The organism is Leptospira abararensis (assembly GCF_016918735.1).
GTDB lineage: Bacteria > Spirochaetota > Leptospiria > Leptospirales > Leptospiraceae > Leptospira_A > Leptospira_A abararensis.
Map to the genome: position 1 here is coordinate 39602 of NZ_JAFFPR010000010.1, position 25475 is coordinate 65076.

32 protein-coding genes are annotated in these 25475 nt (G+C 39.0%); 22 read left to right on the forward strand and 10 right to left on the reverse strand.

Annotated features, from left to right (window positions below):
* The first annotated feature begins 46 nt into the window (after nt 1-46).
* The 22 genes from JWG40_RS03860 (at nt 47) to JWG40_RS03965 (ending at nt 15908) form a co-directional block, all read left to right on the forward strand.
* On the forward strand, nt 47-388 hold the full coding sequence (locus tag JWG40_RS03860; protein WP_205284540.1) for a hypothetical protein: 342 nt from the start codon (nt 47-49) through the stop codon (nt 386-388).
* A gap of 22 nt (nt 389-410) precedes the next feature.
* On the forward strand, nt 411-830 hold the full coding sequence (locus JWG40_RS03865; RefSeq protein WP_205284541.1) for a hypothetical protein: 420 nt from the start codon (nt 411-413) through the stop codon (nt 828-830).
* 5 nt (nt 831-835) lie between these two features.
* A complete protein-coding gene (locus JWG40_RS03870; protein ID WP_205284542.1) occupies nt 836-1255 on the forward strand; it encodes a hypothetical protein in 420 nt (139 codons plus the stop codon).
* A complete protein-coding gene (locus tag JWG40_RS03875; protein WP_205284543.1) occupies nt 1252-1683 on the forward strand; it encodes a phage virion morphogenesis protein in 432 nt (143 codons plus the stop codon). Before JWG40_RS03870 ends, JWG40_RS03875 begins: the two co-directional genes overlap by 4 nt.
* Nucleotides 1680-2285, forward strand: a complete 606-nt coding sequence (locus tag JWG40_RS03880) for an LIC10173 family protein (protein WP_205284544.1) — start codon at nt 1680-1682, stop codon at nt 2283-2285. The genes JWG40_RS03875 and JWG40_RS03880 overlap by 4 nt, the downstream gene beginning before the upstream one ends.
* Nucleotides 2285-2701, forward strand: coding sequence for a hypothetical protein (locus tag JWG40_RS03885; RefSeq protein ID WP_205284545.1), 417 nt, complete (start codon nt 2285-2287; stop codon nt 2699-2701). The genes JWG40_RS03880 and JWG40_RS03885 overlap by 1 nt, the downstream gene beginning before the upstream one ends.
* The gene (locus JWG40_RS03890) at nt 2702-4210 is read left to right on the forward strand and encodes a DUF2586 family protein (RefSeq protein WP_205284546.1); all 1509 of its coding nucleotides are present in this window, start codon (nt 2702-2704) and stop codon (nt 4208-4210) included. It abuts the gene before it with no gap.
* Between the two features lie 9 nt (nt 4211-4219).
* Nucleotides 4220-4657, forward strand: coding sequence for a hypothetical protein (locus tag JWG40_RS03895; RefSeq protein WP_205284547.1), 438 nt, complete (start codon nt 4220-4222; stop codon nt 4655-4657).
* An 18-nt stretch (nt 4658-4675) separates the two neighbouring features.
* Complete coding sequence (locus JWG40_RS03900; protein WP_205284548.1) at nt 4676-5095, forward strand: LIC_10177 family protein; 420 nt, start codon at nt 4676-4678, stop codon at nt 5093-5095.
* A 265-nt stretch (nt 5096-5360) separates the two neighbouring features.
* Nucleotides 5361-5579, forward strand: coding sequence for a hypothetical protein (locus tag JWG40_RS03905; RefSeq protein ID WP_232369155.1), 219 nt, complete (start codon nt 5361-5363; stop codon nt 5577-5579).
* Nucleotides 5561-8110, forward strand: coding sequence for a phage tail tape measure protein (locus tag JWG40_RS03910; RefSeq protein WP_205284550.1), 2550 nt, complete (start codon nt 5561-5563; stop codon nt 8108-8110). The genes JWG40_RS03905 and JWG40_RS03910 overlap by 19 nt, the downstream gene beginning before the upstream one ends.
* Before the next feature lie 8 nt (nt 8111-8118).
* Entirely contained in the window at nt 8119-8568 is a 450-nt protein-coding gene (locus JWG40_RS03915) for a DUF6046 domain-containing protein (RefSeq protein WP_205284551.1), read from the forward strand.
* A complete protein-coding gene (locus JWG40_RS03920) occupies nt 8565-8972 on the forward strand; it encodes a LysM peptidoglycan-binding domain-containing protein (protein WP_205284552.1) in 408 nt (135 codons plus the stop codon). The genes JWG40_RS03915 and JWG40_RS03920 overlap by 4 nt, the downstream gene beginning before the upstream one ends.
* Nucleotide 8973: 1 nt before the next feature.
* A complete protein-coding gene (locus tag JWG40_RS03925; protein WP_205284553.1) occupies nt 8974-9936 on the forward strand; it encodes a late control protein in 963 nt (320 codons plus the stop codon).
* Between the two features lie 119 nt (nt 9937-10055).
* Nucleotides 10056-10541, forward strand: coding sequence for a hypothetical protein (locus tag JWG40_RS03930; protein WP_205284554.1), 486 nt, complete (start codon nt 10056-10058; stop codon nt 10539-10541).
* Between the two features lie 82 nt (nt 10542-10623).
* Nucleotides 10624-10977 (forward strand): LIC10183 family protein, encoded by a 354-nt coding sequence (locus JWG40_RS03935; protein WP_232369156.1) that lies wholly within the window; start codon nt 10624-10626, stop codon nt 10975-10977.
* Nucleotides 10974-12254: a hypothetical protein gene (locus tag JWG40_RS03940; RefSeq protein WP_205284555.1), complete on the forward strand. Its 1281-nt coding sequence runs from the start codon at nt 10974-10976 to the stop codon at nt 12252-12254. The genes JWG40_RS03935 and JWG40_RS03940 overlap by 4 nt, the downstream gene beginning before the upstream one ends.
* 11 nt (nt 12255-12265) lie before the next feature.
* On the forward strand, nt 12266-12682 hold the full coding sequence (locus tag JWG40_RS03945; protein WP_205284556.1) for a hypothetical protein: 417 nt from the start codon (nt 12266-12268) through the stop codon (nt 12680-12682).
* Between the two features lie 9 nt (nt 12683-12691).
* The gene (locus JWG40_RS03950; protein WP_205284557.1) at nt 12692-13828 is read left to right on the forward strand and encodes a baseplate J/gp47 family protein; all 1137 of its coding nucleotides are present in this window, start codon (nt 12692-12694) and stop codon (nt 13826-13828) included.
* Entirely contained in the window at nt 13828-14499 is a 672-nt protein-coding gene (locus tag JWG40_RS03955; protein WP_205284558.1) for a hypothetical protein, read from the forward strand. Before JWG40_RS03950 ends, JWG40_RS03955 begins: the two co-directional genes overlap by 1 nt.
* Before the next feature lie 9 nt (nt 14500-14508).
* The gene (locus JWG40_RS03960) at nt 14509-15462 is read left to right on the forward strand and encodes a hypothetical protein (RefSeq protein ID WP_205284599.1); all 954 of its coding nucleotides are present in this window, start codon (nt 14509-14511) and stop codon (nt 15460-15462) included.
* An 80-nt stretch (nt 15463-15542) separates the two neighbouring features.
* Nucleotides 15543-15908 carry a hypothetical protein gene (locus JWG40_RS03965; RefSeq protein WP_232369157.1) on the forward strand — a complete coding sequence of 122 codons (366 nt, stop codon included), beginning with the start codon at nt 15543-15545 and terminating at the stop codon, nt 15906-15908.
* 47 nt (nt 15909-15955) lie between these two features.
* On the opposite strand, the gene JWG40_RS03970 is transcribed toward JWG40_RS03965, so the two are convergent.
* The 10 genes from JWG40_RS03970 to JWG40_RS04015 all read right to left on the reverse strand — a co-directional run bounded on the left by JWG40_RS03970 (nt 15956) and on the right by JWG40_RS04015 (nt 25182).
* The gene (locus JWG40_RS03970; protein WP_205284559.1) at nt 15956-16732 is read right to left on the reverse strand and encodes a c-type cytochrome; all 777 of its coding nucleotides are present in this window, start codon (nt 16730-16732) and stop codon (nt 15956-15958) included.
* A 449-nt stretch (nt 16733-17181) separates the two neighbouring features.
* On the reverse strand, nt 17182-18480 hold the full coding sequence (locus tag JWG40_RS03975; protein WP_205284560.1) for an SMP-30/gluconolactonase/LRE family protein: 1299 nt from the start codon (nt 18478-18480) through the stop codon (nt 17182-17184).
* 4 nt (nt 18481-18484) lie between these two features.
* On the reverse strand, nt 18485-19729 hold the full coding sequence (locus tag JWG40_RS03980) for an SMP-30/gluconolactonase/LRE family protein (protein WP_205284561.1): 1245 nt from the start codon (nt 19727-19729) through the stop codon (nt 18485-18487).
* Entirely contained in the window at nt 19726-20613 is an 888-nt protein-coding gene (locus JWG40_RS03985) for a M24 family metallopeptidase (RefSeq protein WP_205284562.1), read from the reverse strand. Before JWG40_RS03985 ends, JWG40_RS03980 begins: the two co-directional genes overlap by 4 nt.
* A gap of 80 nt (nt 20614-20693) precedes the next feature.
* Nucleotides 20694-21443 carry a helix-turn-helix transcriptional regulator gene (locus JWG40_RS03990; protein WP_205284596.1) on the reverse strand — a complete coding sequence of 250 codons (750 nt, stop codon included), beginning with the start codon at nt 21441-21443 and terminating at the stop codon, nt 20694-20696.
* 126 nt (nt 21444-21569) lie between these two features.
* Nucleotides 21570-21992: an iron chaperone gene (locus JWG40_RS03995; RefSeq protein ID WP_205284563.1), complete on the reverse strand. Its 423-nt coding sequence runs from the start codon at nt 21990-21992 to the stop codon at nt 21570-21572.
* A gap of 13 nt (nt 21993-22005) precedes the next feature.
* On the reverse strand, nt 22006-23397 hold the full coding sequence (locus JWG40_RS04000; protein ID WP_205284564.1) for an MATE family efflux transporter: 1392 nt from the start codon (nt 23395-23397) through the stop codon (nt 22006-22008).
* Nucleotides 23394-23774 (reverse strand): hypothetical protein, encoded by a 381-nt coding sequence (locus JWG40_RS04005; RefSeq protein WP_205284565.1) that lies wholly within the window; start codon nt 23772-23774, stop codon nt 23394-23396. The genes JWG40_RS04000 and JWG40_RS04005 overlap by 4 nt, the downstream gene beginning before the upstream one ends.
* A gap of 75 nt (nt 23775-23849) precedes the next feature.
* Complete coding sequence (locus JWG40_RS04010; protein WP_205284566.1) at nt 23850-24827, reverse strand: SRPBCC family protein; 978 nt, start codon at nt 24825-24827, stop codon at nt 23850-23852.
* Between the two features lies 1 nt (nt 24828).
* Nucleotides 24829-25182: an ArsR/SmtB family transcription factor gene (locus JWG40_RS04015; RefSeq protein ID WP_205284567.1), complete on the reverse strand. Its 354-nt coding sequence runs from the start codon at nt 25180-25182 to the stop codon at nt 24829-24831.
* Nucleotides 25183-25475: the final 293 nt, after the last annotated feature.

Sequence of the window (25475 nt, forward strand, 5' to 3'; positions counted from 1 at the left end):
TCTGGCGAATAGCCAGATCGCAATTTCATTTAGACAGGAGGATGAAATGAAGTTAAAAATCACGACAATTCTTTTGGCGATTTTTTTGTTCGCAACTGCAAACATTTTCGCTAATCGAACAGAAACCAAACAATCTAAAACTGCGGTGCATTCGATTTCTATCGAATCAACTGCGGTTTTCCATACTGGAATCGTAGAGAAAAATTTAGATCAAATTGATTTTGATCAGAACTTTCTTGAGAGTTACAGCAATCTAAAAATTTCAAAAACATCTGGTGGAAAACCAAATAGAACAACGAAAAGAAACCTAACATATAACAAACCGTATCTAGTTTTTCTAATGTTTCACCATCCACCTAATGGTGATTTTTCTATTTTAAGAATATAGTTCATCGCTAGGAAAAATTGATATGTTACACAAAGTACAGGAACTTAAAAAAATAATTCGAGTCCGAGGAAAAGATTTGGATTTGAGTGATTCAACAGAAGGAGGTTTACCTTCTCCATTTGAATCATTTTTAGAAACCTGTGCTTTGTTTGCCCATAATAAAATTGAGGATTGGGGATTCCCTGTTCCTTCACAAGAACCATATGGTCCAAAAGTTTTGACAGCAGAGCTCTTACTCATCAAGGCGGAGATCGCGGAAGAATTCGGTTATGACGACAGTTTTAATCCGGAAGAAGTTTCCTCTGGTGGATCTGAAGGAACGAAAGTCAAACGTTCTCGAATGAGTGCGGAAGAACGTGGGGAAATTGCTGCAGGCTTAAGAAACAAAGCATACCAAATACTTTTTGGAAAACTTCCCACCCCTTTTGAAGGAGTGGCATAAATCATATGAGCATCCGATCAATGTTGGACCGAGGCTTTCGAAGCACAACGAATGCAACTATTACAATTTTATCTAAGGATACTCAGGCCGGAAAACAAGGATTAAACTCTAAAAAGGATATCACTTGGAAGCCAATTGGAAGTATCGATTGCAATTGGATCTGGACCCGGTCAGATGAAGACAAATCTGTAGGCGAACGTCAAACATACTCTGCTATCTGTCAAGTTCTCACGGAAGAACTTAAAGACATTCTGATCACGCAGGAATGCAGGATTTTACGTTCAGCAGTGGCCTTACCAGAAAACCTAAAGAATACCTATGAACATTGGTTAATCTCTACAATTCATCCAGCACAAGAGCTTGATGGATTTTCTGTTATACGGATAGAAATCTACAAACCAAAGGCCGGAGGGAACTCTGTATGATGTCAGTTACCGACTCATTTGGGCCAATGCTTGCTAAAGCAGCCAAGAGAGGTTCTAAAATCTTGGGGAAAACGCAAGCGGAGAATGCAGCGATTCTTCAAGCAAATATAACCAAGGGGATTCGCAGTCAAAAATATGCAACCAGCTGGCCATCGTTAAGTGAGAAAACAAAGGCACGGAAAAAAAGAGAACGACTGTCTCCTTTGATCCTAATCGCTCACGGTGAATATTCTTCCAGTTATGAGATCAGAAAGCATGACAGTGAAACATACGAAGTTGGTACTAATGCACCACAAGCACGTGCCCAAGAGTTTGGATACGAAGCTGGTGGGATAAAAGAAAGACCTCATGTTCGCCCTGCTATGAAAGATTCAATTGAGCCAATCAAAGAAAATTATCTAAAGGCAATTTCGGAGATCTTTAATTGAAAGCACATCATATCGCTTATATCAAATCGATGATTGCCAGTTGTGTTGCGGTTCCTGAAGATCTGGATACAGAGCTTGATCAAACACCGTCTCCAATTATTCCTGCAGATAAAGTTTTTGAATATGTTCCAAAACTTGATGATTTGCAGGATTCAATTCCATGTGCGGTGATCAAATACAATGGGTCGACTAACCGCAAATGGAAAAATAGGAAACATCGGTTGTCTACTATCGTTCGTCCAGAAGGAAAATTTTTTAAGAATGCAGTAAGAAATGTTGAACAAGAAATCAAGTATACCGTAGACTTTTGGTTTGGCGATCCATCTCTGGATGTAGTAAGTTCCATATCTGATCGAGGAATGCTTGATCAGTGTTTGCTGTATGTTGCAACCCATCGAAATGCAAAGACAACAGAAGAGATACCGTTTGAAATTCGTTCAGGAATCACCAATATGATTGATGATCCTGAAGCACAAAACGGTTATTACAAACTTATCTTTGAAATCATTTTCAAGGATGGTCTTTATACAATAGAAGAAGAAGAGACGTTAGCAGGAGTCACTCTAGAGATTCAAGAACCTGTTCAGATTGAGAGGAAATAATGGATCGTTATCAAATTCAAACGACCGTTCAGTTAGTAAGGATCCCTGATGGGGCCATACTCAAAAAAAATATTGTGGATGTATCTTCTTCGCATGATTGCGAGGAAGCTATGGACAATTTTAAAATCGAACTAACACAGGCTGCAGGCCCCAAGGAGCTTCCGATTGCTGAACTAACAAATATTCAGCTATTGCATGTTCATGGTGTTTGGGCCGAAACTAGTTCATCAGCAAACGTAAAAAAGGATGAACCCGCTCCTTTTGAATTTGAATTAAATGATTCAGCGGTTTGGGTAAAAACAAAAGAGCTAAAACTAGCAGGACTGGAAAACCTTACCGTCTTGAGAGTTAGGTGCTCAACACCGGATCTTAAAATGAAGTGCATATTTTTTGTCGGCGCAAAAGGAGGAGAGTAAATGGCATTAAGTTCAGTAACAACAACGCACCAAAGTGGTGGCCTTAATAATTCGGAAGGATTCGAAGATCGGATCCATGCTAAAATTGGAGAGGCTGAATTAGGTGAACCGAATAAATACAAACTAATTTTTTCGACACAAGAAGCGAAAGATTATTTTGGACAAGGGCCACTTGTTGATTCTCTCCAACAACATTTCGAAGAATTTGATGAAGCTGCTGGAGAAGTTCCCGTACCAGTTCTTGCAGGTAGACCTGCTAGTGATACGGTTGGAACAGTAGAACCTGCAATTCCATCTGAAACAAACACAGGTTCAGCTGTTGCACCTACTGTCAGCGGTAATCCAACTGGATCTAGAAAAGTGGTCTTACGTTTTACGAAAGCAGGAGCACTCGGAGCTGCAGAGGTTCGTAAATCAGAAGACGGTGGAGTTAATTTTGCGCCTCCTGTGATTTTGCCACTCAGTGGAGTGATTGCACTTGCTGTTGGAGCATCAGCCACCTTCACGAATGCCACAACACCTGCAGATACTTTTAAAGTGGGTGATACTTGGACATTTATTATCAATGCACCTTCTGCATCAATGGCTAGTGTTTTGGAATGTGTCAATTCATTGAAACAATTGGACCAAGCCGATAACCCCTTCTACTTCATTCACGTAATAAAAGGTGTTAATCGCGCAACTGCGGTGGCCATCGGACAATTGCTTTTGGAAATGCGTAACGAGAAATTATTTCGCCTGTTTGCAGTTCTTGAAGTTGAAGGAAAACTAACTTCTCCAGTCGCTGAAACGGTTCCTGCTTACTTCCAGAGAATTCAAGATGAATGGGATTCCTTCAGAAGTGAGAATGTCTGTGTAGTAAGTGCCGAAGGCCGGTACATTGCTGGCGGTATTGAGTCTGCCGGTGGTTGGAATGCCGCAAAAGAAATTTCTGAAGCAAATGAAATTTATCGAAACGCTGCGACTTTCCTTTCTGCTCGAATTGCCGCTAGTCGTGTAAACGAAAGTGCAGCTTGGGTGAAAAAAAATAAATCGAGAACCTTTATTGGAATTCGCTATTGGATTGGAGCATATAACACTTACTTGAAACCACTGGATAGCATCGGTTTAACGATGCTCCAAATGTATCCAGATGAAAGAGGTGTTTTCATCGCAAGTGACAACCTCATGGCAGCTGCTGATTCAGATTTTAAGAATATTCCAGAAATGAGACGTAAGAATAAACTCGAACGTATCATTTACAAAACATCTCTTCCATTTTTAAAAATGGATACAGAGACAAATTCAGGATCTGGCGGATTGGATGCGGTGAAGGCATACTGTGATAAAGCAGTTTCGGAATCGATGGAGAAACCAGGCGAATCAGAGCTTTCCGGTCACGAAATTGTATTCGGGAAAATCAAGAAGGTTGGAAATCAAAAAGTTTTACCGGCAACAATCAAAATGTTCATCAAAGATAGATTGGATGCCATTCAATGGACGACCCAATTCGGACAAGCGACTCAATAGGAGGACTAAATGAGTGTTAAACCTGGTGATGTATTACCACAGAGTTTGAGTTTTGAAAATTTTACAGCAAACGTTATGGGCAGAGAACTGATTAAGTTCTCTGAATTCTCGTTAGATTACGAGAAGGAAGTTGCGTTTAAGCTTGGAAAAGGTGGAGAGCCTGTATCTTGGTCTGTAAAAAGCTACAAAAGATCGGCAAAACTAAAGCTTCAACTTTCTGAGTTGAAGTATATGTTTCAGGCAGCTATTGCTATGGGTGGAGATTTATTAAAACTTCCACCATTTCCTGTTACAGCATCTGCAGAAAGTGAGGATGGGAATTTCAAACTCACAATCCCTGCCGTTACAATTACTAAGGTACCGTTGTCTTTTAAGGAATCCGATGATACTTCAGAAGTTGAATTGGATCTTGCAGTGACAAGTTACCCAATTATCACATTCACATAGTTAGGAGGTAAAACAATTATGGAATTAAGCCAAGAACAAACAGTTTCGGTTACAGATTTTAAAGCAGCGATGGATCTATTTCCAAAGGAATACATTCCAGTTACGGAAGAATTTCTTGAGGAGTATAAGGAACCAATCACCACTGTGAAACGTTTTCTAGAACCACTAGGCGGGCTTCACCTCTTAGAGGCGGATGAGAAGTCGGCCCTAATGAGAGTACCTTCAAAAGAAATTCTTGAAAAAATTCAAAAACGATCAGATAAACTAACCGGAACGGAAGCTGATCTGCAATTCATTTCGGAATGCTCTGTTTATCCGAATTCAAATGTTTTTCAAAATTGGATAAATTCAGGAAGCCCAGGACTCGCAAGTGCTTTCGCGAAAAAACTTCTTCAGCTTGCAAAGGTTAACCAAGAGGTGACTGCAAAAAAGCTTTAAAAAATCGGAAGGAGGATTTAAAGGCCACTTACGTACAGTTACAAGTTCTGAATGATGTTTTCTTTCCCGGAAAAACCATGCCAGGTGTAATGGACGTCGAAGGTTTGGTCAACTTGAACGAAGACATTAATTGGATTCAGGATAGGTTGGCCGATATCATCGCCGCTGGCGTTAACAGGGGTCTTGCGAAATCTTTTCCTTCTTGACTTTATTTGGAAACACAGCTAGTCTAACGTATATGAACGACAAAGAACAGAAGGAGCGAATGGAACGGTTAAACCATGCTTTGCATGTCAATATTGCACGGGACAATAGAAATATAAATCTAGCATGCCTCGCTCTTATCGTTCCTTTTTTTGGTGTTTACTTCGCAAGGAAGATCGATGACAAAGCATATCGAATTCTTGCATACGGATTAAGTTTCGCAAACTTTATGATTACTGTGTTTCCATTGGTATATGAGCAATGGAAACATTCGAACTAGGAGTCGTTCTCAGTCTTAAGGATGGGATGACCAGTGGGATTCAAAATCTAAAAAACCACTGGGATGAACTCCGCAATTCCGTTAAACTAACAGAAGACCAAGTAAAATCCATAGACCGCAGTTTCGCGACTTCCCAAAAATGGGGAAAAATCATGGCTTGGGGTGCAGCTACTACTCTGGGCTTTTCCAAAAATATGATTTCAGCAAGGATGGAAACTTCCAAGCTAGAAAAAGAACTCCAAACACTAGGATTTTCCATTGAGGAAGTGCAATCACTTTCTGCAGCCGGTTCTCACCTATCAGTTGAAACTGGAATCGATAAAACAGAAATCCTAACTGGGATGTATGATTTAAAATCTGCAGTAGAAGGATTACAAGCAGACTCACTTCCTAAATTTGCAGAATCAGTAAAAAAAACAGCAATCGCAACCAAAGGATCGTTTGCCGACTTATCTAAGTTATTCGGCATGACTTACAACCAATATAAAACAATGTATTCGGGTATGTCTGATGCCGATTTTGGCCGAATGGTCGGAAATACAATCACTGAAGCGGCACGGATGTATAGAACCGATGGAGCTGCGATGAACCAGGCGATGAATAGCCTAGGATCCGCTGCAGCTTCACTCAATGTTACATTTACAGAACAGTCTGCGGTTCTAGGAAGATTACAAAACGTTATGAATCCGGGAGAAGCAGGGACAGCCTATAGAGCGTTCCTTTCAAAGATTGGACCCGGTATGAAATCTATTGGCTTAAGCGCAACTGAAGCCACAGGTAAACTCAAGTCGATGCCAGCAGTATTACAAGAGATCAATACAAAGTTTGGAGATATCGATGCTACAAATGACCTTCCAACTCTTATCAAAGCATTTGGAGAAGAAGGCGTAAAAACAATTCTTAACTTAATGCCTCACGTTGGGAAACTCCAACAAGATATCAACTATCTTGGTGGTACCGTGAATAAAATGGATTTTTCTGCATTTGAAACAGCTTCTGAAACAGTGACAGCCAACACAGGAGCACAATGGCACCGGGTTACAAGTTCTATCAAGGCATTAGGTGATACTTTTGCAAGTGTAACGGATGGGCCAGTTTCCGGTTTTCTTGGAATGATTGCCGATGGCACTGGACACTTGATTGAGTTTGTGAATGAAAGCGAAAAGTTTCGATTTTTTGCTGGTTGGATCCTGGTCGCATTGCCTCCATTTTTTGCCCTTTTAGGAGCAGTGGTATCTTACGTCTCATTTATGAAAGCTTATACTGCAATTAAAGCTGCCGCTGCCGTTGCAAATACCAGATATACCGGAACCATTTTATTAGAAACAGGAGCTGTTTTTTATAACAGTGGAGCTTGGGTAATGAATAAGGTTGCCTTGCTTGGTCAAATCGCAGCTGTTAGAGCTGCGGCCATTGCAAGAACAACTAACATCGCATTACTCGGTGTGGAAAGAACAAGTATTACTCTAACAGGCATGGTTTATGCTGTGTTGTCAGGGAAAACTTCTTTTGCAACGGCTGCGCAATGGGCATTCAATGCTGCCTTATCTGCAAATCCGGTTGGAGCCGTTATCCTTGCGTTAGTGGCTTTAATCGCAGTTGTCGTTTTGGTTATTAACTATTGGGATGAGATATCAGCATCGGTAAGTTCAGCCTGGCAAGAGCACAAACAACTAATTAGCGTTCTACTTGCACTTAGTGGCCCAATTGGATGGACCATCACTGCATTGGGCCACATTATTGACAACTGGGACTCTATCACCGGAGCCATCCGTGAAGCTTACTATTGGACAAAGAAATATTTCGCTGACGAAACCGGTAAACGAGAAATCGATTTACAGTATAACGTTGGACAGGCGGATTCAAAAATAAAGTCCTTAGAAAAACAACGCCAAAACATGCTCAAAGCCGGTATGAGTGGATCGCAAACTTATAAAGGAATTGAAGAATCCCTTTCTGTTTTAAAAAACAAACGGGCAAATGATGAGGCGGAACTTGGTCAAATCTCTGCGTTCCGTTCTCAAATCGAAACACTTGGCCAAACTAAAGAACTCTTGGAAAACCAAAGGAAAGGATTAAAATCCGGATCCTTGGCATTTCAGGAATACTCGGCAAAAATTGGCGAGGTTCAATCTAAGATCGAAGAGTTGAATAAATCTGGTTATCTGGGGATTGCAAAACAAACGGCTTCTCCCGTTCCAATCTCAGCCACTTCTTCAATATCCTCTAATAATGTTTTGAAAGCTGCAGGTTTGAATCAAACTGCAAAACTACTCCACCAAAATGGTGGAATGAATATGGATTTGAATCCCGCTGAATATTCTAAAGCATTAGAGGCACCAAAAATAAATGTATCCAATCCGCTAAACAACAGTAAGCCGATCGGTGGGAATAGTTTTAAAATCACAATTGAGAATATTGTAGGGAAAGCAATATTCAATGTAGGCAAAGAAGGTTACAAAGAGGCTGGCCTATTTGCAGGACAAAGTCTCGAAAACGAGTTAGCTCGCATTGCAGCATTTTATAGATAGGAGATTCAATGCTTTTAGATCCAGTACCAGGTGGTCCATTTTTAGGTTTTACTGCAGGAGATTTGGATCCGTTACAAATAGGAACATACACTTGTCCCCGCGGAACAAAAGTAACTGGCTATAGACAAAAAAATCATTCTGCCACGCAAGTCCCAGGTGCAATTGGAACTGCGAAAGAAGTTGTAGGCTATGACGATTGGCATTTAACTATTGAGTTTGAATATGTTTCCCCCACGGGATTGCAGGTGATGGCTTTTAAGGAGCTAAAACAAATTCTTGCCGTTTGGAATCAATTAGATTCAGTAGAAGTTATTCATCCAAAATTAAACGCATTAGGGATTTGGAATGTTTTACTCACAAAAATTGAACTTCCGGATGAAGACCGAGCTCACGAATTGCCTGTCAGACTCGAAGCCCTCAGCGATAATCCGTTTTTTGATTTGGAGAATCCTTTATGATCTCTGGAAAAAGCAATGAAAGAGTCCATATCGTGACCGAAGGAGAAACATTACAAAGAATCGCTGCTTACTATTGGGGAGAGTGGACACTTTGGCCTCTCTTACGGGAAGATAACGCTTTCTACAATTCAAAATTAGGATTCAAATGGTATGATGATCTTTCCGAAGGTTTAAAATTATTTGTAAGGCGTGCAGTGCCAGTAGCTAATCAAATTCATACAGTTACACAAAATGATACGTATACGAATTTATCTGCCAAGTATTATAAAACCGAACACTTTGAACATCTAATTCGAGATACAAACAATTCTCAAATTCTAAAATATCTAATAGGAGGTGAAATTGTTATTCCCGCTCTTGTGGATAAACGTGTGTTTCAAGCTGCACAAATGAGGTTAAACTAAAATGGCCTTCGTTATGAAACAACGATTAGAGATTGGCCTCATCACTCTTCATAAGATTTTAGAAGCGGATCTTATCGAAGGCCGGAAAGAACATGCGTCAGAGCTCCGTATTAAACTCCCAAAAGCACTCGGATACAATTCCCAACTGATAAAAAAAGGTCAGGATGTTCGCTGGTATGCTTGGTATGAAGGTAGCTTCTTAAAAAAATCCGAAATATTGGAATTCGAAGGAATTGTAATAGATGTTTCTGCAAAACAGCCGTTAGAGATTGTTTGTAGAGATGGTATGTTTGCAATGCAGTTGAAGAAACTAACAAAAAATTTTTACAATACAAGTATAGAAAGTTATCTCCAGCAAATTTCACCTTCTGGCACTGCGATCAAAGTGGATCCAGCCATCGCTGGTGTGAAAATCACAATGGATACAAATGGAAGAAGTGGTGCTTGGGCTGCGAAACAATTACACAAACGAGGAATTGATGTCTTTTTTCGCGGTGGGATTCTTTATGCACAAGATCCAACTAAAGTCCTAAGTCCTGGACTCCCGAAAAGATTTAAGTTAACACATAATATCATAAAGGATGAAGTTTCTACTCGCGAAGGGAAAGATGTTACCATAGTAGTTCGAAGCTATCAAACTGAAACGGGAAGAACGCTTGAAGGTAGATATGGTAAAGGGGATCCGCATTTTGTAGATGTAGATCGTTTATCTCAAAAGGAAGCTACTGAACTTGCCAAATCAATTTATAAGGAAATTGCCGGAAAGGGATTGGTCGGAAAATTCGAAGCCTTTGGAGCCCCTTCTGTAAAACATTCAGAAATTATTCATTTCGAAGATCCAGATGATTCCAAACGTACCAAAAATGTTTTTGTAGAAAAAGTAACAAAAACATGGTCTGCGAAAGATGCTAAGTATCGCCAAAACATCCACCTATCTGTTGTCGATTTCAAAGGTGCAGAATGAGCCTCGAAGATGACTTAGTAACAATTTTTCTAGCGAATTTCTCATTCCATTGGCCTTCCATTGCTACCGTAAGGAATATAAAAAAAGAGCCAAATTCGGTAACGGGAGACCCGGGTTTATTGACTGTTATCATTAAAGATGCACCGAAGGATGACATTCAATTCTTTCCACCGTTTATTCCGAAGGTAGGAAGTAAGTGTCTCGTAATTGCGCTAGATAATCGTTCTGATAGATCTGTTGCGATCGGATTCAATCAAATCGATAAGGTGAATGGCCAAATTGGTTCAATCCTTAAATACGAGTTATCTGAAACAGGAATTAAAATAAACCTTACTCCGCTAGAAGTAAAAATCGAACCAACTGGTGTGACAATTGGACCAGGCAGCATTACTGCACCGAATACCATTTCATTGAAAACATGGATGAATGAAGTGCGAGCAAGCGTTGATTCGTTATATACAGCAATAAAATCATCCACAATCACTCCGTTTGATGGAGGTGCATCTTTAAAAAGTGCTATGGCCGGAGCAATAGAGGCTGTCCCGTTTCCTGCCGTACCATCTGATATTGATAAAACAAATTTAAAGTATTCGGTTAGTGCGTAAAAAGTTAGGACATAAGGGACAGTGAACTTGGATTTTATAACAAAGACCTTGCGATCCTTGAGAGAAGAAAAAGAGTAATAACGTGGATTTTGCAACTGACCCTATAACAAAAGATCTTCTCTTTGAAGAAAAGAGTAAGGAAATAAAAATTTTAGATAAGGATCGAGAGATTATTTCTTCTATGTTAATCGAAGCTTTCGATATGCCCGTCGCTGATGATCTAGACTTTCCTGAAATCTACAGTCGACAAAGAATCTTTCTAAGAAGTGATGATCAGATTTCTTCTCAAGAACGTTTAGCGGATATCCAACGGGTTCTAGATTATTTCCCAATAATCGATACTCGCACACTTGAGGTCACTAACGAAGACAAACAAAAACCCATCGGAATATACTTTCGGACAAAATCAAATGCGGAGGTTTCTCTTTCGTTATGAAAATCCAAGAGTTTGCGATCAAATATAACCTTCCAACTCACGAAGTTGAGGGACTAAAGGAACGAGCTAAGTTTTGGGCTAGAGAAAACCTTGCAGAAAAACTTCTTATTTTTATCTACTGCCAAGTTTTTGGCACGTTCCCTGGTGGTTATGAAAACGAAACTGCTGAAGAAGAAATTTTACAAAACATTGGATTATTAATTCAAGATGAACTACAATCTTTAAACACCACATGGTCTAGTGAAAAGATAGCTACATTCACAAGTGCGTTGATCACAAATCTTTCAGGTGCTCTTCAAGAGCTATTAACTCAATCTATTTCAGAAGAAGCTTTGATAAGGGAAAACGAAGACTTACATCTCTCTAACGATTTGATGGCAGAAATCAATAATGAGGCAACAGCAAGAATCTCGAACGACTCTGAAATTGTTAACCAGCTGAACGATCATAAAACAAATAATAGTAATCCGCATTCGGTTACAAAAGAACAGATCGGTCTCGGTAATGTAATTAATGCTTTGCAATTGACTGTCTTGGATATTCTAACAAGCCATTCATCTACAGCTACGAACAAAGCTGCATCTGCATACTCGGTTAAACAATTAGCGGATCAGATTCATACGATAAATGAAATCATTTCTTCCGATGATGTGGATCTTGATACTTTACAAGAAATCGTAAACCTCATCAAAGAAAATGCAGTCGATCTCGCTGCCTATGCCACAGGGAAAGTCAATGTTTCCGATATTGTAAACGATACTGATTCTGAAATCGCGAATAAACCAGCTTCTGCAGGAACTGTGTTTCGTTTAAATTTGAGTAAAGCGAATAAGTCGGATACATACACAAAGAGTGAAGTTGATTCTGCTTTGGGTGGCAAAAGAAATACAGGTAATATTCCTGCAGCTGAAGTGAATGATTCTACTTCGCGTAGATTCGTATCCGATTCCGAAAAGGACAAATGGAATAATACAATCCATGATTTAGGCAGTATTTCCGGATCCGTATCGCTCACCTCACTTAACGTCAAACGTTCATTTAAGGCCACTCTTTCTGGCAATGTTACCTTTACAGAAATTTCAGGAGGGAGTGAAGGCGATGTTTATGTGTTTCGATTTAAACAAGATGCGACTGGCGGAAGAACAATAACATTACCACCTAACATAATCATACCTTCCCTTGAAACACCTGATACAGGTGCAAACAAAAGAAGCCTTCTCACTATATATAAAGATGAAATTGACTATCTTGGCTCTTGGAAGAAAGGCTGGGTATAATGCTTGCTAGCATGTTACTAACAACAAAATCATTAGTAGGTTACGAGAATGTTTCCTATGAAAACAGAGTTGTGACTCCTGCAGGTTGGGCATATGTGCCAGCAGTAAATACTGTGCACTTCGCAAGAGACGGATGGGGGAATTTATTTGTAGGAGATGTTGGTCTTAATATGCTAGGTGCCTGGACAATTCCTTGTGAATGTTTAGTTAACGGCTTGTGGCTTAATGGACAAATTGACGCAACCCCATGGCCTTGGGCTTCTGTTAGTCCTGATCCGGTTGATGCAAGAGAGTGGAAGGGAGAAGTAATCACTTGGACTGCTTCTGGAAACCTAGGTTATAAAACATTGGCTGAGTGGAATTCTCTTCAGGCTGATGTGACAGCAGGCACTAAACGAAATCTTGTCGGAACTGCTGTTTATTCATAGGTAAATTAAATGATAATTTTTACTACAAAGGAAAATGTTCAAAGAGAAGTCATTCGCTATGTTGAAGAAGACGAGAATGAATTATTTAAGGGCCACGACTTACGGTCTCCACTATCAAAAACAGGAACCCTTTTGCGCGCTTTGGCAAACGCAGTATTCCTTTTTATAGACAAAAACCTCTTAGCCTTTCAAAATGCGCTACATCCTTCCACAATGGAGGAAGAAGATCTTCACTTGTCACTTAATGATTTAGGTGATGAATGGAAAGAAGCCACTTCTGCAAAACATCGAATTCGAATTGGCTCATCAGTTCAGCCGGTGTATAAAGTTCCAATTCCTGTTGGCTATACCGTTGCAACGACCGACAAGAAAATCCGTTTCCAAACTTTACAGGAAGGATTATTACCTGCTTTGGTTCCTATGGATTCGACTGGTAAATACACCATTGAATTAATCTGTGAATGCCTCACGCCTGGAATAGAAGGCAATGTAACACCTAACACCATTACGGAACATATTGATTACATTCCCGAAATTGATGTGGTTTATAATCCAGATACAATTCCATATTTTGGAGGCCGAGATAGGGAACGGCTTGCGACGGTAAGGGAAAGACTAAGACAAATTCAAATTGGAGCGACTTCACAAGAATGGACACCTGATTGGTATGTTCTTACCGCACTCGGTTTTACATTCGTCGAAAAAGTTGTTTTTAAATCTAGTAAATCACTCGGAATACCCGGAGTAGTAAAGTTGTTATTACTAGGGCCTGATGGCACAGCGTTATCACCTGCTCAACTTAATGAAGTTTCAGAACATTTCAACAGTGAAGCAATGAATCCTGGAGGTGCAGCTCATGTGATTCCTGAAAATGCGGGTGCAATTCCTATAAATAAAGTCTTCTCATTATATTTTGCCTCAGCAGATTCAATCCCTACACCTGCAGCATTACAAACGCTTATAGACACTTTTTTTGCAGAACTAAAAGATCAGCAATCGTTCATCGTAAGTTCTTTCAAATCATTACTCCTCCAATTTCCTGATGCCGTATCTTGCGATGTAGACAACGATACTGATATACCTGTTGGATCCGGTCAAATTGCTTATAAAGGCTCTGAATTTGATGTAATTATGGCGGTATATTAATGAGCGATCGCTTTACATTCAATTTTGATCAATATGTTTGGAGAAACCAGAGACGCTCAATTCGAGAGTCGAAAGATCAACATAACTCTATTCGATGGTATTCTATACTTTTTGCCTTCCTGATGGTTTTGCAGGAACGGTTAGTCAGAATCAATTGGCTATACAACCAAATCAAATTTTCAAGTTCTTCTGGAAAAGGATTAGATTGGTGGGGGAATCGTTATGACACCAAAAGAGACCGCGAAAATAACGAGAATGATACTGACTATAAACTAAGAATTCTTTTTGAGCATAGCTATAAACAGAAAGCAGCTTCTATTTCTGTAAAGCGATCTCTGATTAGCACCATCACTGGAAAAAGTTTATCTGAAATCAAAGCAGAAAAGCTTATAGATTCGCTTTTCGTGATGGGTGGACCAATTGGAAGTATCTGTGCATCACGTGATTATTTTTTCTATTCTGTTCGTTACTATATACCTACAATTGATCGTATAACAAGACGTAATGTTTTAAATATGTTAAATAAAACTACAATTGGTGGGAATTACTATGAAGTTTGGGAAGAACTCGAAGATCTTTCATCTGTTGAACCAGGCGATGGAGATATTTATAAGGGTCAAAAGTTGTCAGATGGCATTCTAAGTCTGCAACGCTACTGGTTAGTTTATTAAGGAGGTGTTATGTCAAAGTTAAGCGGAATTGAGTGGCCATGGAATGGAAAGCCGATTTATCAACAGGATTTTTTAATAGAACATTCCTCACTTGCTACAGAGATAATCAATCGATTTGCAGATATTTTTTCTGGAAATATTTTTAATGGAGGAGCAGTCACTCCAGGATCATCACCAGGTTCCATCAATATTTCGTCATTACTAGCTTATGATAGTGAAGGTAGAAGAATCCAATTTTCTGATATAGTAAACCTACCAATTTCAAGACCAGAGGCAGACTCTATCGTAGTAGTTCGTCACAGATTCCTGGAAACATCATCCGGTAATTTTGATTCTACTGGTTATGCGATTAAATATAGATCCAATGCTTTTGATATACTTTTTCTAGAAAATGCAGAGCCAGAAGATATTCGATTAGCTTCAGTTCGAAATATTTCGGGTACCGTCACAGTTCTTTCCGATCTCCGAAATTGGAGAAGAATGAATGCAGCAAAGCTAAGTCCAAATTCAATCGTTAATAGTTTACTTGCTCCTAGTATCAAAATTGGATCCTTGGATGACCTCGTTGCTTCTTTTGTAGGTAGTGCAAAAGATTCTATAACAAATGCACTCAATGCTTTGATGGTAAAACTTGAATCAGGGTTAGGAACCCTAGCTAATAGTATTTCAACCATCAATAGTTTTATAACAGATGATTTACCAGATCTATATGCACCCAAAGCGCACACTCACCCAACTAACCAGTCAGTGTTCGTAATCAATTATGCAGGAGACAGCCTAAACTTTACTAATGTTCCGAATGTTGATGGAACCTTTGTCTTCTATAATATTTCCGCCGGTTTTTCTTTTGGAAATACCTATTCAATTCATGACCATGTCATTGGTTCAATCCCTCCGATTGGTGGCTTTTTATCAGGGTTTGCCGTTCGTGATGGAGGTGCTTGGCATAGTAAGGTATTGTAGTAATTGAGTCAAAAGTAGTGAGGATGAAAGCAGGTCAACTGGCTGAGTAACGATTTTAGCGCTCATCGGAACCCCCGGTAATGCTCGCGGACACTGTGTTTTGGAATGAGCCAAAGATCCAGGTGAAAAAGAGGGCCATGTCTTTGGAAGAGTTACCAACTACCTTTGTTGGGAATTGGTCATCTATGTATTGGAATCCAAAATCAGGACCTCAAAAAGTGGGCATAGAAATCATCGGAACTGGCCAAGACTTTACCGCAAAATTAAAGTTAAATGAAAAAGAGACTCGAGAATTTAAGGGGACCTGGTCACCAGGAAGTCATAGTTTAAAAACAAGCGGATTTCTGTTTGAGTTGTCCAAATCCATGGAAGGAAACTCAGTGGCTCAGTTCCAAACCATCAAAGATTTTAGTGATGGAACGGAGCTGAGTTTTACCAAAGAGTAGGAAGATCGGACTTACCTATTGATAGAGAATTATATAGTCATGAAAGACTATATTGTTTGTAGGTACATCCAAAGTGCTTTGAGTTCGGTATCGGTCAATTGGCCTAAACTTTTCCATGGCATTGGGAATTTCATCTCTGAACCATCGGGACGTTTTCCGGTTCTGATGGTTTGAATGAAACTAGATTCTGTGTAATGTGTTAAACCATTTTTGCTGATATCTTGAGCTGGTGGCCATTCAGGCGGAGCTCCTTGGATCGGACCACCTTTCAAACTAAATCCATGGCATCCCGTACAAGTGGAGGCAACATATTTTCCGTAATCTAAGGAAACTGAAGGTGTAATATTCGTTAGATGAATTGTTTCGTGATTGATGATCTCTGCAGAAACAAAAATAGGAATTTCTCCGATTAAAAAAAGAAGTCTTCCTAGGGGACCTGCTTTGAGGTCTCCTTGTGGTTTGTTTACAGCAGGCAAAGAACGAAGGAAAGCGATTAATTTTCCAATATCCGCATTAGTGATTCCTTGGAAGTCGGTAGATGGCATAAACAACAATGCCCTCCCATTTTTACCAACACCATGACGAATGGCAATGGCTAGTTCTTCATCAGTACTCTCTATTAGGATCCCTCCTTTACCCGATGTTAGGTTAGATCCTGAAAACGTTCCAAGGGCCGGATCTTCTATAAATGTTCTTCCACTTCCATCAACGTCATGGCAATCTCCACAGCCTCGGGATTGATAAAGACGTTTCCCTTCAGCTAGGTCAACTGGTTTCGAAAACTTGGGAATGGGAACAGGTTTTACTTCGTACTTTTTGTTCATACGCGTTGAGCTTAACGCATATATAGTCGTGACTAACACGACAAGAATGCCCACTAAGGAAAGAAAGGTGAAGGTAAAGATACGTAAGATTTTTTTCATTGGTGGGGCAAAGAGATCGGGGAAGTTGATTTTGGTCAAGGGGGATTTGGGATGGGAAAGGTGGTTTACGGGTACAGAATGGATAATGGTATCCCCGCCCGATTAGGGTGGGGAACTAGACCCGCCACCCAATGAGGTCCATCTACCATGATTCCCTCTAAGTGAAAATCGCTTTCCGATTTCTAGAGAAAATATTTTTAGGAAGTTCATATTTTCCATTTCCAACTTCCCTGCGCCACCGATCGAAGTGGAAATCCTTTCCCGAAGGGAAAGATTGGAACGGAGAGCGGGATCGCCTTATGTATGTGAGTCGAATTTCGATTCGATTGCGAGGCGCCCAGATTTATCAACTAAAGATTATTTGGGTATGGCATGCTTACAAATCCTTTGAACCCATCTTGATATACGGCCAGATACAATTTATTTTTTCCTGGCACAACGACAATGATATGCGAAAACAAACTACCATCATGCATGCTGAAATATAAAGGAGTACTACCGTTAGGTGAAAGTGCCATGATACCTGTTTTTTTGGAAACGGGAAGTAAACTTTCCGGTATGTAAAGTACGAGACGTTTCAAAGATGGATGTTTATGCAACCAAGTAATTAGTTTGGATCTTTCTACAGGGATTGCGATCCAAATTCGTCCACTCGAATCTCTATCCATTCCATCAGGAAATCCAGGGAGCCCCTCGATGACAATTTCATCTTTACCTTTTTTATCTCCTGTTAGGTGCAAACGGATGAGCCTGGATTTAGATAATTCATTTAAAAGAATGGATGATTCGATATCTCCTTGTGCGTATTCCAATAAGATTCCATCTAAATATGTGTATTGGTGGGCGATTAAACTTGCGGTATTATCTTTCAAATCATATTTCCAAAGATGTCCGTTACGTCCTAAAGTCAGTACTTCGTGTTTAGATTGAGAACTCACTCCAAGGATGGAATTTGGATGATTATATGGTTCCGTAAAATAGATTCGCTCCCCATCTTTACTAATCGTCAAATCATCTGCTTTTTCAACATTACGACTGTTCGTATCATTTAGTTGTGAGATCGGTATTTTTGTTTCTTTCTCTGCTGTGAAGAAGATTCCAATTTGATCACCTGACGGTTCTTTGGTTTTATCTGTTCTGGGGACACGAGTACCAATTTTACGTAGTTGTTTGGTTGATATGGTTAATTCGTAAATCCCAGGTCCATCCGTAAGGTTTGTATCATGTTGTTTTCCGCGTGATAAACACATATAGATGATATCATTGTTTTTAGGATGGAATACCATTCCTCCCGGCAATAACGGAGTTTTGACAAAAGGCTCCGAAGTGTTATTGATTAAATCTACTTTCCAAATCCAACCATCAATCGAAGCGACAAAAGCTCTACCTAAATCCTCTTGCAGAAGAATTTCATCTTGAGCAGGTAGAGTCGATCCGCTGATCGTTACTGTTTGTTTGATGGGATCACCTTCGGACTTAATTGAATTTACCATTGGATGGTAAGGGAGTTCTACTGGTCCTTTGATTTGGTTTTTGAAGTATTCCTCTGGTGTTCGACAAGAAATTAAGATCAAAAATAAACTGATGGCTGGAAGCGAAAGAAAGTTTTTATGAGCCTGAAAGGATTGTTGGTTGCAGTTTGTTTTCATTGGATCATTCACCTAACGGGAAACTAGCGGTTGGTATTGAATATAACCCTCGAGATGAAGTATCGAAGGAAGGAAAATACACAAAATTTAAGTTTGGAACTGCCACGGAAATATCTTTAATTTTTGATCCATCATGCATTGAGTAGTAGAGTGCTTTTTTACCGGATGAGTCGAGAACAAGGATTCCTGTTTTTTTTGCAATCGGTAGGATTCGTTGTGGGAGCGATAATAGAAATGGTTTGAGCCATGGATTGTTATGAATAAAGTTCACAAGACCAGAGCGAGGTTTGATGATACCAATCCAAATTCTTCCTTTCGAATCTCTTTCCAACCCATCTGCAAGACCTGGAAGGTTTTCAAATAAGATTTCAGAAGTTCCTTCCTTTTTTCCGCTAATGTTTGCTTTGATGATTCTAAACTTTGTTGTCTCAGTAATGATTACAGATTCTTCTTTGGACTCGGAATGTTCTGCAATGATGATTCCATCTACAAAAGTAAATCCATTCATGACAAGAGAGATTGTATTTTGTTTTCTGTCAAACATCCAAAGTTTGCCATGAGGATAGAGTCCGATCGCTTCCGGTACAGCACCACTTCCCATCGCCGCATCAGACCTTTCAAATGGTTCAGAAATATAAATTCTATTACCATCGTTAGATACAGCGAGATCGTTACATAAGGAAAAGGATCTAGAATTTGTTTCGTTTAGGCTTTTTAATGCAAAGGTGGGTCGTTTGGACTCTGGATATACAGTTTCAAAATCGGAATTTTCGATTTTAGGTAATGTTAATACAAGAGGTACAACAGATTTTGATTTTATGTTTACCTCATACAAACCAACTCGTTGTGTTTCATCATAGGTTACACCTCCAAGTTTTGATGCGCAAACTAATATGGATTCATTGTTTTTATTTGCAAATTGTAAACCTGCAGGATTTACCGGAGCTTTGACCCAAGCTGCTGCCGTATTCGATTTCAAATCCAATTTCCAAATCCAACCATCCATTCCAGAAGCAAACGCTATTTGATTTTGATTATCAAAAATGAGATCATCATGACCAGGTAACTCCTGTATGCTGACAGTTAGGTTGGTTAAAAATGGATCTGGTTGATTCGCTTCTAAAATAGAATCGGGAATTTTACCTAGTTTATAGGCGTTTCCAATTTTAATATTTCCGGTATTACATCCAATGGACAATATAGACAAAAATGAGATTAATGCGAGATATTGATAATTTCTTGTTTTCATTTTGATTCCTTCGTTGTTTTGTATTTTCTTACATGGGGAACATCATCGTCTAACCAATAGGCTTTGTTTTCTTCCACAACTAATATCTCTTCGAATTTAAATCCAGTTTTTCCTCTGCCTAAATGTGGTTCGATCGCCCACAATCCAACTTTATTGCCTTCGTGATCTGGTGTTAATAGTTCAGGCAAAACTTTATGTGATAAAAATTCATACGACCCTTGTAAACTAAACCAACTGGCAAAACTAATCGGTAATAAAGGAAAGGAAATATTTGGAAGATTTACTTTGTACACTCGATGTCCAAGTACTGCAAATGGATACAATGCATGGACATTGTCGAAGCCAGATTTTTTTGCATCCGAATCGATTTTCCACCAAATCTCGGAAGATGTCATCGCAGAACTAAAGTATTTTGGGATTTCTTCTCGAAGTTGTAATAGATATTCCATTCCATTATCGAGTTCTGAATTTTTAATTAATGAAGAAGAATAACCAATGTCACCAATGTAACCTTCTACAACGGGGGATACATCCAAGATAAATGATTCCTCTTCGATTAATTTCTTTTTGCCTGGATGAAATTGAGTGAAACGTTTGTATCCATCAAACCTTGCATGTTCCCCGAACCAAGCAAAGGGTCTATGTAAAAAAACTTTCACACCATGATCACGTAAATACTCATCCATACGTTTGGCAGTTTGTTTCTCTGTCCAACCAGGTTTCATTTCTTTTTCAATCGTTGTAACACAATCATATGCCAATCTTTGTGCTTTTAAAAAACCTGATTTTTCTTCTAGAGAAGGAATTTTGATCGATTCAGATTTAAACTTCGAAAATTTCGAAGATAATTTAGATAATAATCCTCTTTCTTTTGTTAAGGGCATGGTTTCTCTTTTCCTTGGTAGAGAAAGAGAGTAACAAATTTTAAAAATCTGTGCTTGAACGATTCCGGTATTTTTAAGATTTATTGCTGTTTTTCATCAGGTTCGCAGAATCTAACTTCTGCGGTTTTGAGATGACCAAAAAATAAAGAAGGTATAAATCCAAAATTTTCTTTAAACGTTCTGGAAAAGTGAGCCGAATCAGAAAAACCAGCAGCGTGCGCAGCGTCTGTAAGATTATTACCTGCTTTTAGCTCTTTCACAGCACGTAAAATTCGCACCCATAACAAATACCTTCGCAGGGGAATTCCAAGATTTTCTTTAAATAGGCGAATCAATCTATCTTCTGAAATAGAAAAATCTTTACCAATTTCTTTCATTCGAATGCTATTGGGAACTTCCATCCGGATTCTTTTTGCAATCTTTTGAATTCTTGGATCCATAGTAGTCTTTAATGCATCGAATGGATATACTGTTCGGAGTAAATTTAGTTGCAATTGGGTTGCTTCATTATCACTTAAATCGCCGTAATACAATGACCAAAGGGAATCGATTAAGGGTAAAAATTTTTGAATCTCTAATTTCTTAACTTCACCAGAGGAAACTGATTCAGATATGGATCCAAACTCATAGGTTTCTGGATCAATGAGTAAAGCGACCATTTCCACCCCAGGTGAAATGGTTCTATGGTAAGTATTAGGACCAACTAAAGCTACCCTGTATTCTTCTTTGCCTAAATCAGTTTCGATTGTGATGTTTTTTTCTAATGAAATGGCAAGTGTTGCTGCATAATGCGAATGAAAATCAGTCTGCATACTGTTAGTTGCAAACATCACTCGACTATTCCATAAATAAAGAATACTTTTACTTTCAAACTCCATCTATGATCCTTTCCCAAATATATAGAACATGTTCATAGTTAAAATAGAAAGTAATAACATCGAAGAAATAATAATTCTTCACTCATGATTTGGTTTAGATTTCTTTTTGGAGGCTTTTGATTTTTTTTTTTGAACCTTTTTCTTAGTTTTTTCCAAATTTTCGGTAACTCGAAACTTTACAATTTTTTTGATCAAATCATAGGGAATTGGTTCATTCAAGGGAAATTGAATGGATCCTTTCCCAAATTTATATTTTGAAATCTCTTTCTGAAAGGCAAGGTTTCCAGAGGGGAGTGCATAAAATCCAATATGTTTTGCATATGCCGCAAAATGTACTAAGTTTTTATTTAAGACAAATGTCGGCATGGCATAACTAATGGCTTCCGTTGCCTCTGGCACTTCCTTTTGAATTGTAATTCGAATCTTTTGAAGGATTTGTTGTACCTCTTTCGGAAAGTTTTCTATATATTCATCGATCGATTTTGGAATCTTTGACTTCATAGCTAAATAATTTTTATACCTTTGTTTGTTTCCAATATCCTTTAGTGAATAACCAAAGAGTAAAAACACCAACAGAGGATTCCGAAAGCATAATAGCCCAAAACACTCCCGTTGGTCCATAAGCTAAATGTTTTCCCAAAATATAGGCGAGTGGTATTTGGATTAACCAAAAGAAAACTACATTGATTTTTGTTGGTGTGATTGTATCACCAGCACCATTAAATGCCTGTCCTGCGGCCATCCACCAGGCATAAATAAAATAGGAATAGGATACAATTTGTAACCATTTCCCACCAATTTTAATGACTTCTGGATCTTCCGTAAAAATCGAAATTAAATTTTCGCTCCAAAAGTAATAGATGATGGAAACAAAAATCAAATAACCCATGTTACAGAATCCAGTATACCATACGGATTGTTCTGCTCGTTCGGGTTTTCCAGCTCCTAGATTTTGACCCACTAAGGTTGCCACTGCATTGGACATTCCCCAGGAAGGCATAAGGGTAAACATCATAGTTCTGAGTGCAATGGTGGCTCCGGCAACCGTTTGACTTCCAAATTCAGAAAGTATCCTCATAATAAATATCCAAGAGGTCATTCCGACAATCATCTGGCCAATTCCACCGAGTGATGTTTTTAAGATGCCTAAAATGGTTTCCCATTCTATTTTCAGATGTGTTCGAAGGATTTTTATATGTTTACCACCTTGAAATAACAACCATACCTGAAAGAGAACTCCAATTCCTCGACCCAAGTTTGTTGCAATGGCTGCACCCGTAATTCCAAATGCAGGAATCGGTCCTAAGCCGAAGATAAAAATGGGATCCAAAATAATATTAAGTCCATTAGAAATCCACAAAACTTTCATGGATATTGCCGCATCTCCTGCACCGCGAAAAACTGCATTGATAAGAAAAAGTAAGACGATTACAATATTGCCACCTAACATCAATTGCATATAATGGTATCCTTCTGTTAGGACCCACTCATCTCCACCCATAAGGAGCAGAAGTTCTTTCGAAAAAAATATTCCAGCGATAGCAAAAGGAATGGAGGCGATGATCGCAATCCAAATGGATTGAATTGCTGCTACACCTGCCTTATCTTTTTCTTTTTCTCCAATCCTTCTGGCAACAATGGCTGTAACAGAAAAAGAAAGACCCATGGCTACCGAATAGAGAAGAAACAAGTAGGTTTCCGTAAGACCCACTGTTGCGATGGCAGAAGCGCCCAAGGCACCTACAAAATAAATATCTACAACCGCAAATACTGATTCTAAAACAAGTTCCAAAACCATCGGAACAGATAGTAGAAACACTGCTTTTCGAATGCTAACTTCTGTGTAGTCTTCTTCGGAGCCCGCGAGAGCCTTTTTTAAATCTTCCCATAAACTAGCGCTTGTCATTTGGTTTTTTCCGTAGATACATAGAGTTTACCACCTAAATAAGCGATCGGTGGGGTAAGTAAAACTAATGACCAAGAATACCACCACGGACCTAAATGTCCCGCTAGGATTACCCCTGTAATTCCAAGTACCAAACCGATTCCACCCAAAATATAAGCATGTTTCATCGGGTTTTGAGGGGCTAATCTTGCTGTCAAATAACATCCGAATATGCTGAATATGATTCTATAACCTAATACAAATATAACTATAGGTGTAGCTACAAACATATGATCATAAGGAAGAATGTTCATAACTTTGAGAATTGTATCAAATAGGATAGAAAGAATTACGTTAGAGATTAATCCAACGAAGACTGCTATGGAGCTTTTTATCATGTTTATTAGTTTCCTTTGGCTACTTTCTCTAGAGAAGCCATAATATTTTTTTGAAACCATAGAAATGGCGTAATTTTATGCAGATTCATTTTTTTTCTCCAAATATTGATTGAGTTTCGAAAGTGTTTGTTGTCCACTTTCGATCGCGCCAAAGCCAATCACCGCATTTCGAACGTTTGTATCAGGAAAATTCATTTGCATTTTGATTAATGTTTGATTCTTATCGATTGCAATTAGATATACGTTTACTAAAAAATCATCATTTTTATTTTCTTCTCCAGATCCATGTAGGTATTCCAAGTAGTCGAATTTTCTAATTTCTTTATATACAATGGTGTTTGGCCAAACTTTTCCATCTGGTCCAAGCATAGTAAAAATCCATTTCCCACCTACTTTAAAATCCATAGTTTGTGTTGTCGTTTTGAATCCACTCGGACCCCACCAAGAATCGATCGTCAATGGATTTGAAAGTGCATTAAAAACTAATTCTTGGGAATGGTTTAATTTCTTTTCTAAGCTGATTTGATTTGGGTTAGGTAAAGCATTCGTTTCTAATTTTTCAAAACTATCTGACCAACCTTCTTTCATACCTGAATTGGCAAATCCGTCCCGAATTTGATTGCTTGCAAATTCGGTAAAGAGAGTCACTTTTGTTTTTCCCTCAGCCTCTTCGAAGAGAACTCTTAATTTTGAATTTAAATTTTCTCGATCACCAGTGACTCCTGCCATTTTTTGAACTTCCTTTACCCATTCATCCGGATGTTCATCAACTAAATCACTAATCACAAAACTTTGGAATGGAGTGATTTCTAAAAACTTTCCTTTTATCGGATAATCCACTCCTTCAGGAGATCGCATAACAATTCGATACGATCCACCGACTTTAAAATCGAATTCCACTGTTGGGTTTGTAAATCCTTTTGGACCCCACCATTTTTCAATATGTATCGGGTTTGTCCAAACTTCCCAAACAAGTTGGATGGGTGCATCAAACAAACGTTCAATGCGAACTATTTTTTCTTCTAATGTGAGAACTACATCTGATTTAAACATATTAATTTTTTCCTTTTGATTTTTGTAACTCTAGTAAGTATGCATCCAAACGATCCAATCGCTCTTCCCATAACCGTTTGTATTGTTCCAACCATTGGTTAGCTTCTTGCAGTGCTTCTACCTTCAAACGACAAGGTCGAAATTGTGCTGCTTTGCCTTTTTCGATAAGCCCAGCCTTTTCCAAAACTTTTAGGTGTTTGGAGATTCCGGGTAGGCTCATTTGGAACGGTTCCGCCAATTGAAGGACGGTCGCTTCGCCAGAAACTAGTTGCATCAATATCTGCCGGCGTGTTGGATCTGCCAACGCCTGGAAAGTGGCATTTAGCGTCTCTTCAGGGTCTTGTAATTTAACCATATAGATAATTAACCATTTGGTTAAATTGATGATTCAGTCAATTGTTGTCAAGGGGATTTCTGGGGGGCTTTGCGGTACAGAATGGATATTGGTATCCCCGCCCGATTAGGGAGGGGAACTAGACCCGCCACCCAATAAGGTCCACCTACCACAGAATCATTAATTTCGCCAGTCCATCTTCCCGAACCGAAAATTTTCTTTGGGAAAGTTCATAGTTGAACTTGGACAAACTTTCATCAGTCATCAAATCTTGGGTTAGGAACGGAAGTGGTTTTTGAGTGGGAGGCGAGTAA

What these genes read in the sequence shown, in the direction of transcription:
- JWG40_RS03900 (WP_205284548.1), top strand. Translation starts at nt 4,676, where the DNA reads ATGGAATTAAGCCAAGAACAAACAGTTTCGGTTACAGATTTTAAAGCA.
- JWG40_RS03865 (WP_205284541.1), top strand. Translation starts at nt 411, where the DNA reads ATGTTACACAAAGTACAGGAACTTAAAAAAATAATTCGAGTCCGAGGA.
- JWG40_RS03965 (WP_232369157.1), top strand. Translation starts at nt 15,543, where the DNA reads ATGCTCGCGGACACTGTGTTTTGGAATGAGCCAAAGATCCAGGTGAAA.
- JWG40_RS03920 (WP_205284552.1), top strand. Translation starts at nt 8,565, where the DNA reads ATGATCTCTGGAAAAAGCAATGAAAGAGTCCATATCGTGACCGAAGGA.
- JWG40_RS03895 (WP_205284547.1), top strand. Translation starts at nt 4,220, where the DNA reads ATGAGTGTTAAACCTGGTGATGTATTACCACAGAGTTTGAGTTTTGAA.
- JWG40_RS03890 (WP_205284546.1), top strand. Translation starts at nt 2,702, where the DNA reads ATGGCATTAAGTTCAGTAACAACAACGCACCAAAGTGGTGGCCTTAAT.
- JWG40_RS03980 (WP_205284561.1), bottom strand. Translation starts at nt 19,729, where the DNA reads ATGAAAACAAGAAATTATCAATATCTCGCATTAATCTCATTTTTGTCT.
- JWG40_RS03945 (WP_205284556.1), top strand. Translation starts at nt 12,266, where the DNA reads ATGTTACTAACAACAAAATCATTAGTAGGTTACGAGAATGTTTCCTAT.
- JWG40_RS03995 (WP_205284563.1), bottom strand. Translation starts at nt 21,992, where the DNA reads ATGAAGTCAAAGATTCCAAAATCGATCGATGAATATATAGAAAACTTT.
- JWG40_RS03950 (WP_205284557.1), top strand. Translation starts at nt 12,692, where the DNA reads ATGATAATTTTTACTACAAAGGAAAATGTTCAAAGAGAAGTCATTCGC.
- JWG40_RS03975 (WP_205284560.1), bottom strand. Translation starts at nt 18,480, where the DNA reads ATGAAAACAAACTGCAACCAACAATCCTTTCAGGCTCATAAAAACTTT.
- JWG40_RS03905 (WP_232369155.1), top strand. Translation starts at nt 5,361, where the DNA reads ATGGAACGGTTAAACCATGCTTTGCATGTCAATATTGCACGGGACAAT.
- JWG40_RS03985 (WP_205284562.1), bottom strand. Translation starts at nt 20,613, where the DNA reads ATGCCCTTAACAAAAGAAAGAGGATTATTATCTAAATTATCTTCGAAA.
- JWG40_RS03955 (WP_205284558.1), top strand. Translation starts at nt 13,828, where the DNA reads ATGAGCGATCGCTTTACATTCAATTTTGATCAATATGTTTGGAGAAAC.
- JWG40_RS03910 (WP_205284550.1), top strand. Translation starts at nt 5,561, where the DNA reads ATGGAAACATTCGAACTAGGAGTCGTTCTCAGTCTTAAGGATGGGATG.
- JWG40_RS04000 (WP_205284564.1), bottom strand. Translation starts at nt 23,397, where the DNA reads ATGACAAGCGCTAGTTTATGGGAAGATTTAAAAAAGGCTCTCGCGGGC.
- JWG40_RS03870 (WP_205284542.1), top strand. Translation starts at nt 836, where the DNA reads ATGAGCATCCGATCAATGTTGGACCGAGGCTTTCGAAGCACAACGAAT.
- JWG40_RS04005 (WP_205284565.1), bottom strand. Translation starts at nt 23,774, where the DNA reads ATGATAAAAAGCTCCATAGCAGTCTTCGTTGGATTAATCTCTAACGTA.
- JWG40_RS03875 (WP_205284543.1), top strand. Translation starts at nt 1,252, where the DNA reads ATGATGTCAGTTACCGACTCATTTGGGCCAATGCTTGCTAAAGCAGCC.
- JWG40_RS03960 (WP_205284599.1), top strand. Translation starts at nt 14,509, where the DNA reads ATGTCAAAGTTAAGCGGAATTGAGTGGCCATGGAATGGAAAGCCGATT.
- JWG40_RS03860 (WP_205284540.1), top strand. Translation starts at nt 47, where the DNA reads ATGAAGTTAAAAATCACGACAATTCTTTTGGCGATTTTTTTGTTCGCA.
- JWG40_RS04015 (WP_205284567.1), bottom strand. Translation starts at nt 25,182, where the DNA reads ATGGTTAAATTACAAGACCCTGAAGAGACGCTAAATGCCACTTTCCAG.
- JWG40_RS04010 (WP_205284566.1), bottom strand. Translation starts at nt 24,827, where the DNA reads ATGTTTAAATCAGATGTAGTTCTCACATTAGAAGAAAAAATAGTTCGC.
- JWG40_RS03885 (WP_205284545.1), top strand. Translation starts at nt 2,285, where the DNA reads ATGGATCGTTATCAAATTCAAACGACCGTTCAGTTAGTAAGGATCCCT.
- JWG40_RS03915 (WP_205284551.1), top strand. Translation starts at nt 8,119, where the DNA reads ATGCTTTTAGATCCAGTACCAGGTGGTCCATTTTTAGGTTTTACTGCA.
- JWG40_RS03970 (WP_205284559.1), bottom strand. Translation starts at nt 16,732, where the DNA reads ATGAACAAAAAGTACGAAGTAAAACCTGTTCCCATTCCCAAGTTTTCG.
- JWG40_RS03990 (WP_205284596.1), bottom strand. Translation starts at nt 21,443, where the DNA reads ATGTTTGCAACTAACAGTATGCAGACTGATTTTCATTCGCATTATGCA.
- JWG40_RS03940 (WP_205284555.1), top strand. Translation starts at nt 10,974, where the DNA reads ATGAAAATCCAAGAGTTTGCGATCAAATATAACCTTCCAACTCACGAA.
- JWG40_RS03925 (WP_205284553.1), top strand. Translation starts at nt 8,974, where the DNA reads ATGGCCTTCGTTATGAAACAACGATTAGAGATTGGCCTCATCACTCTT.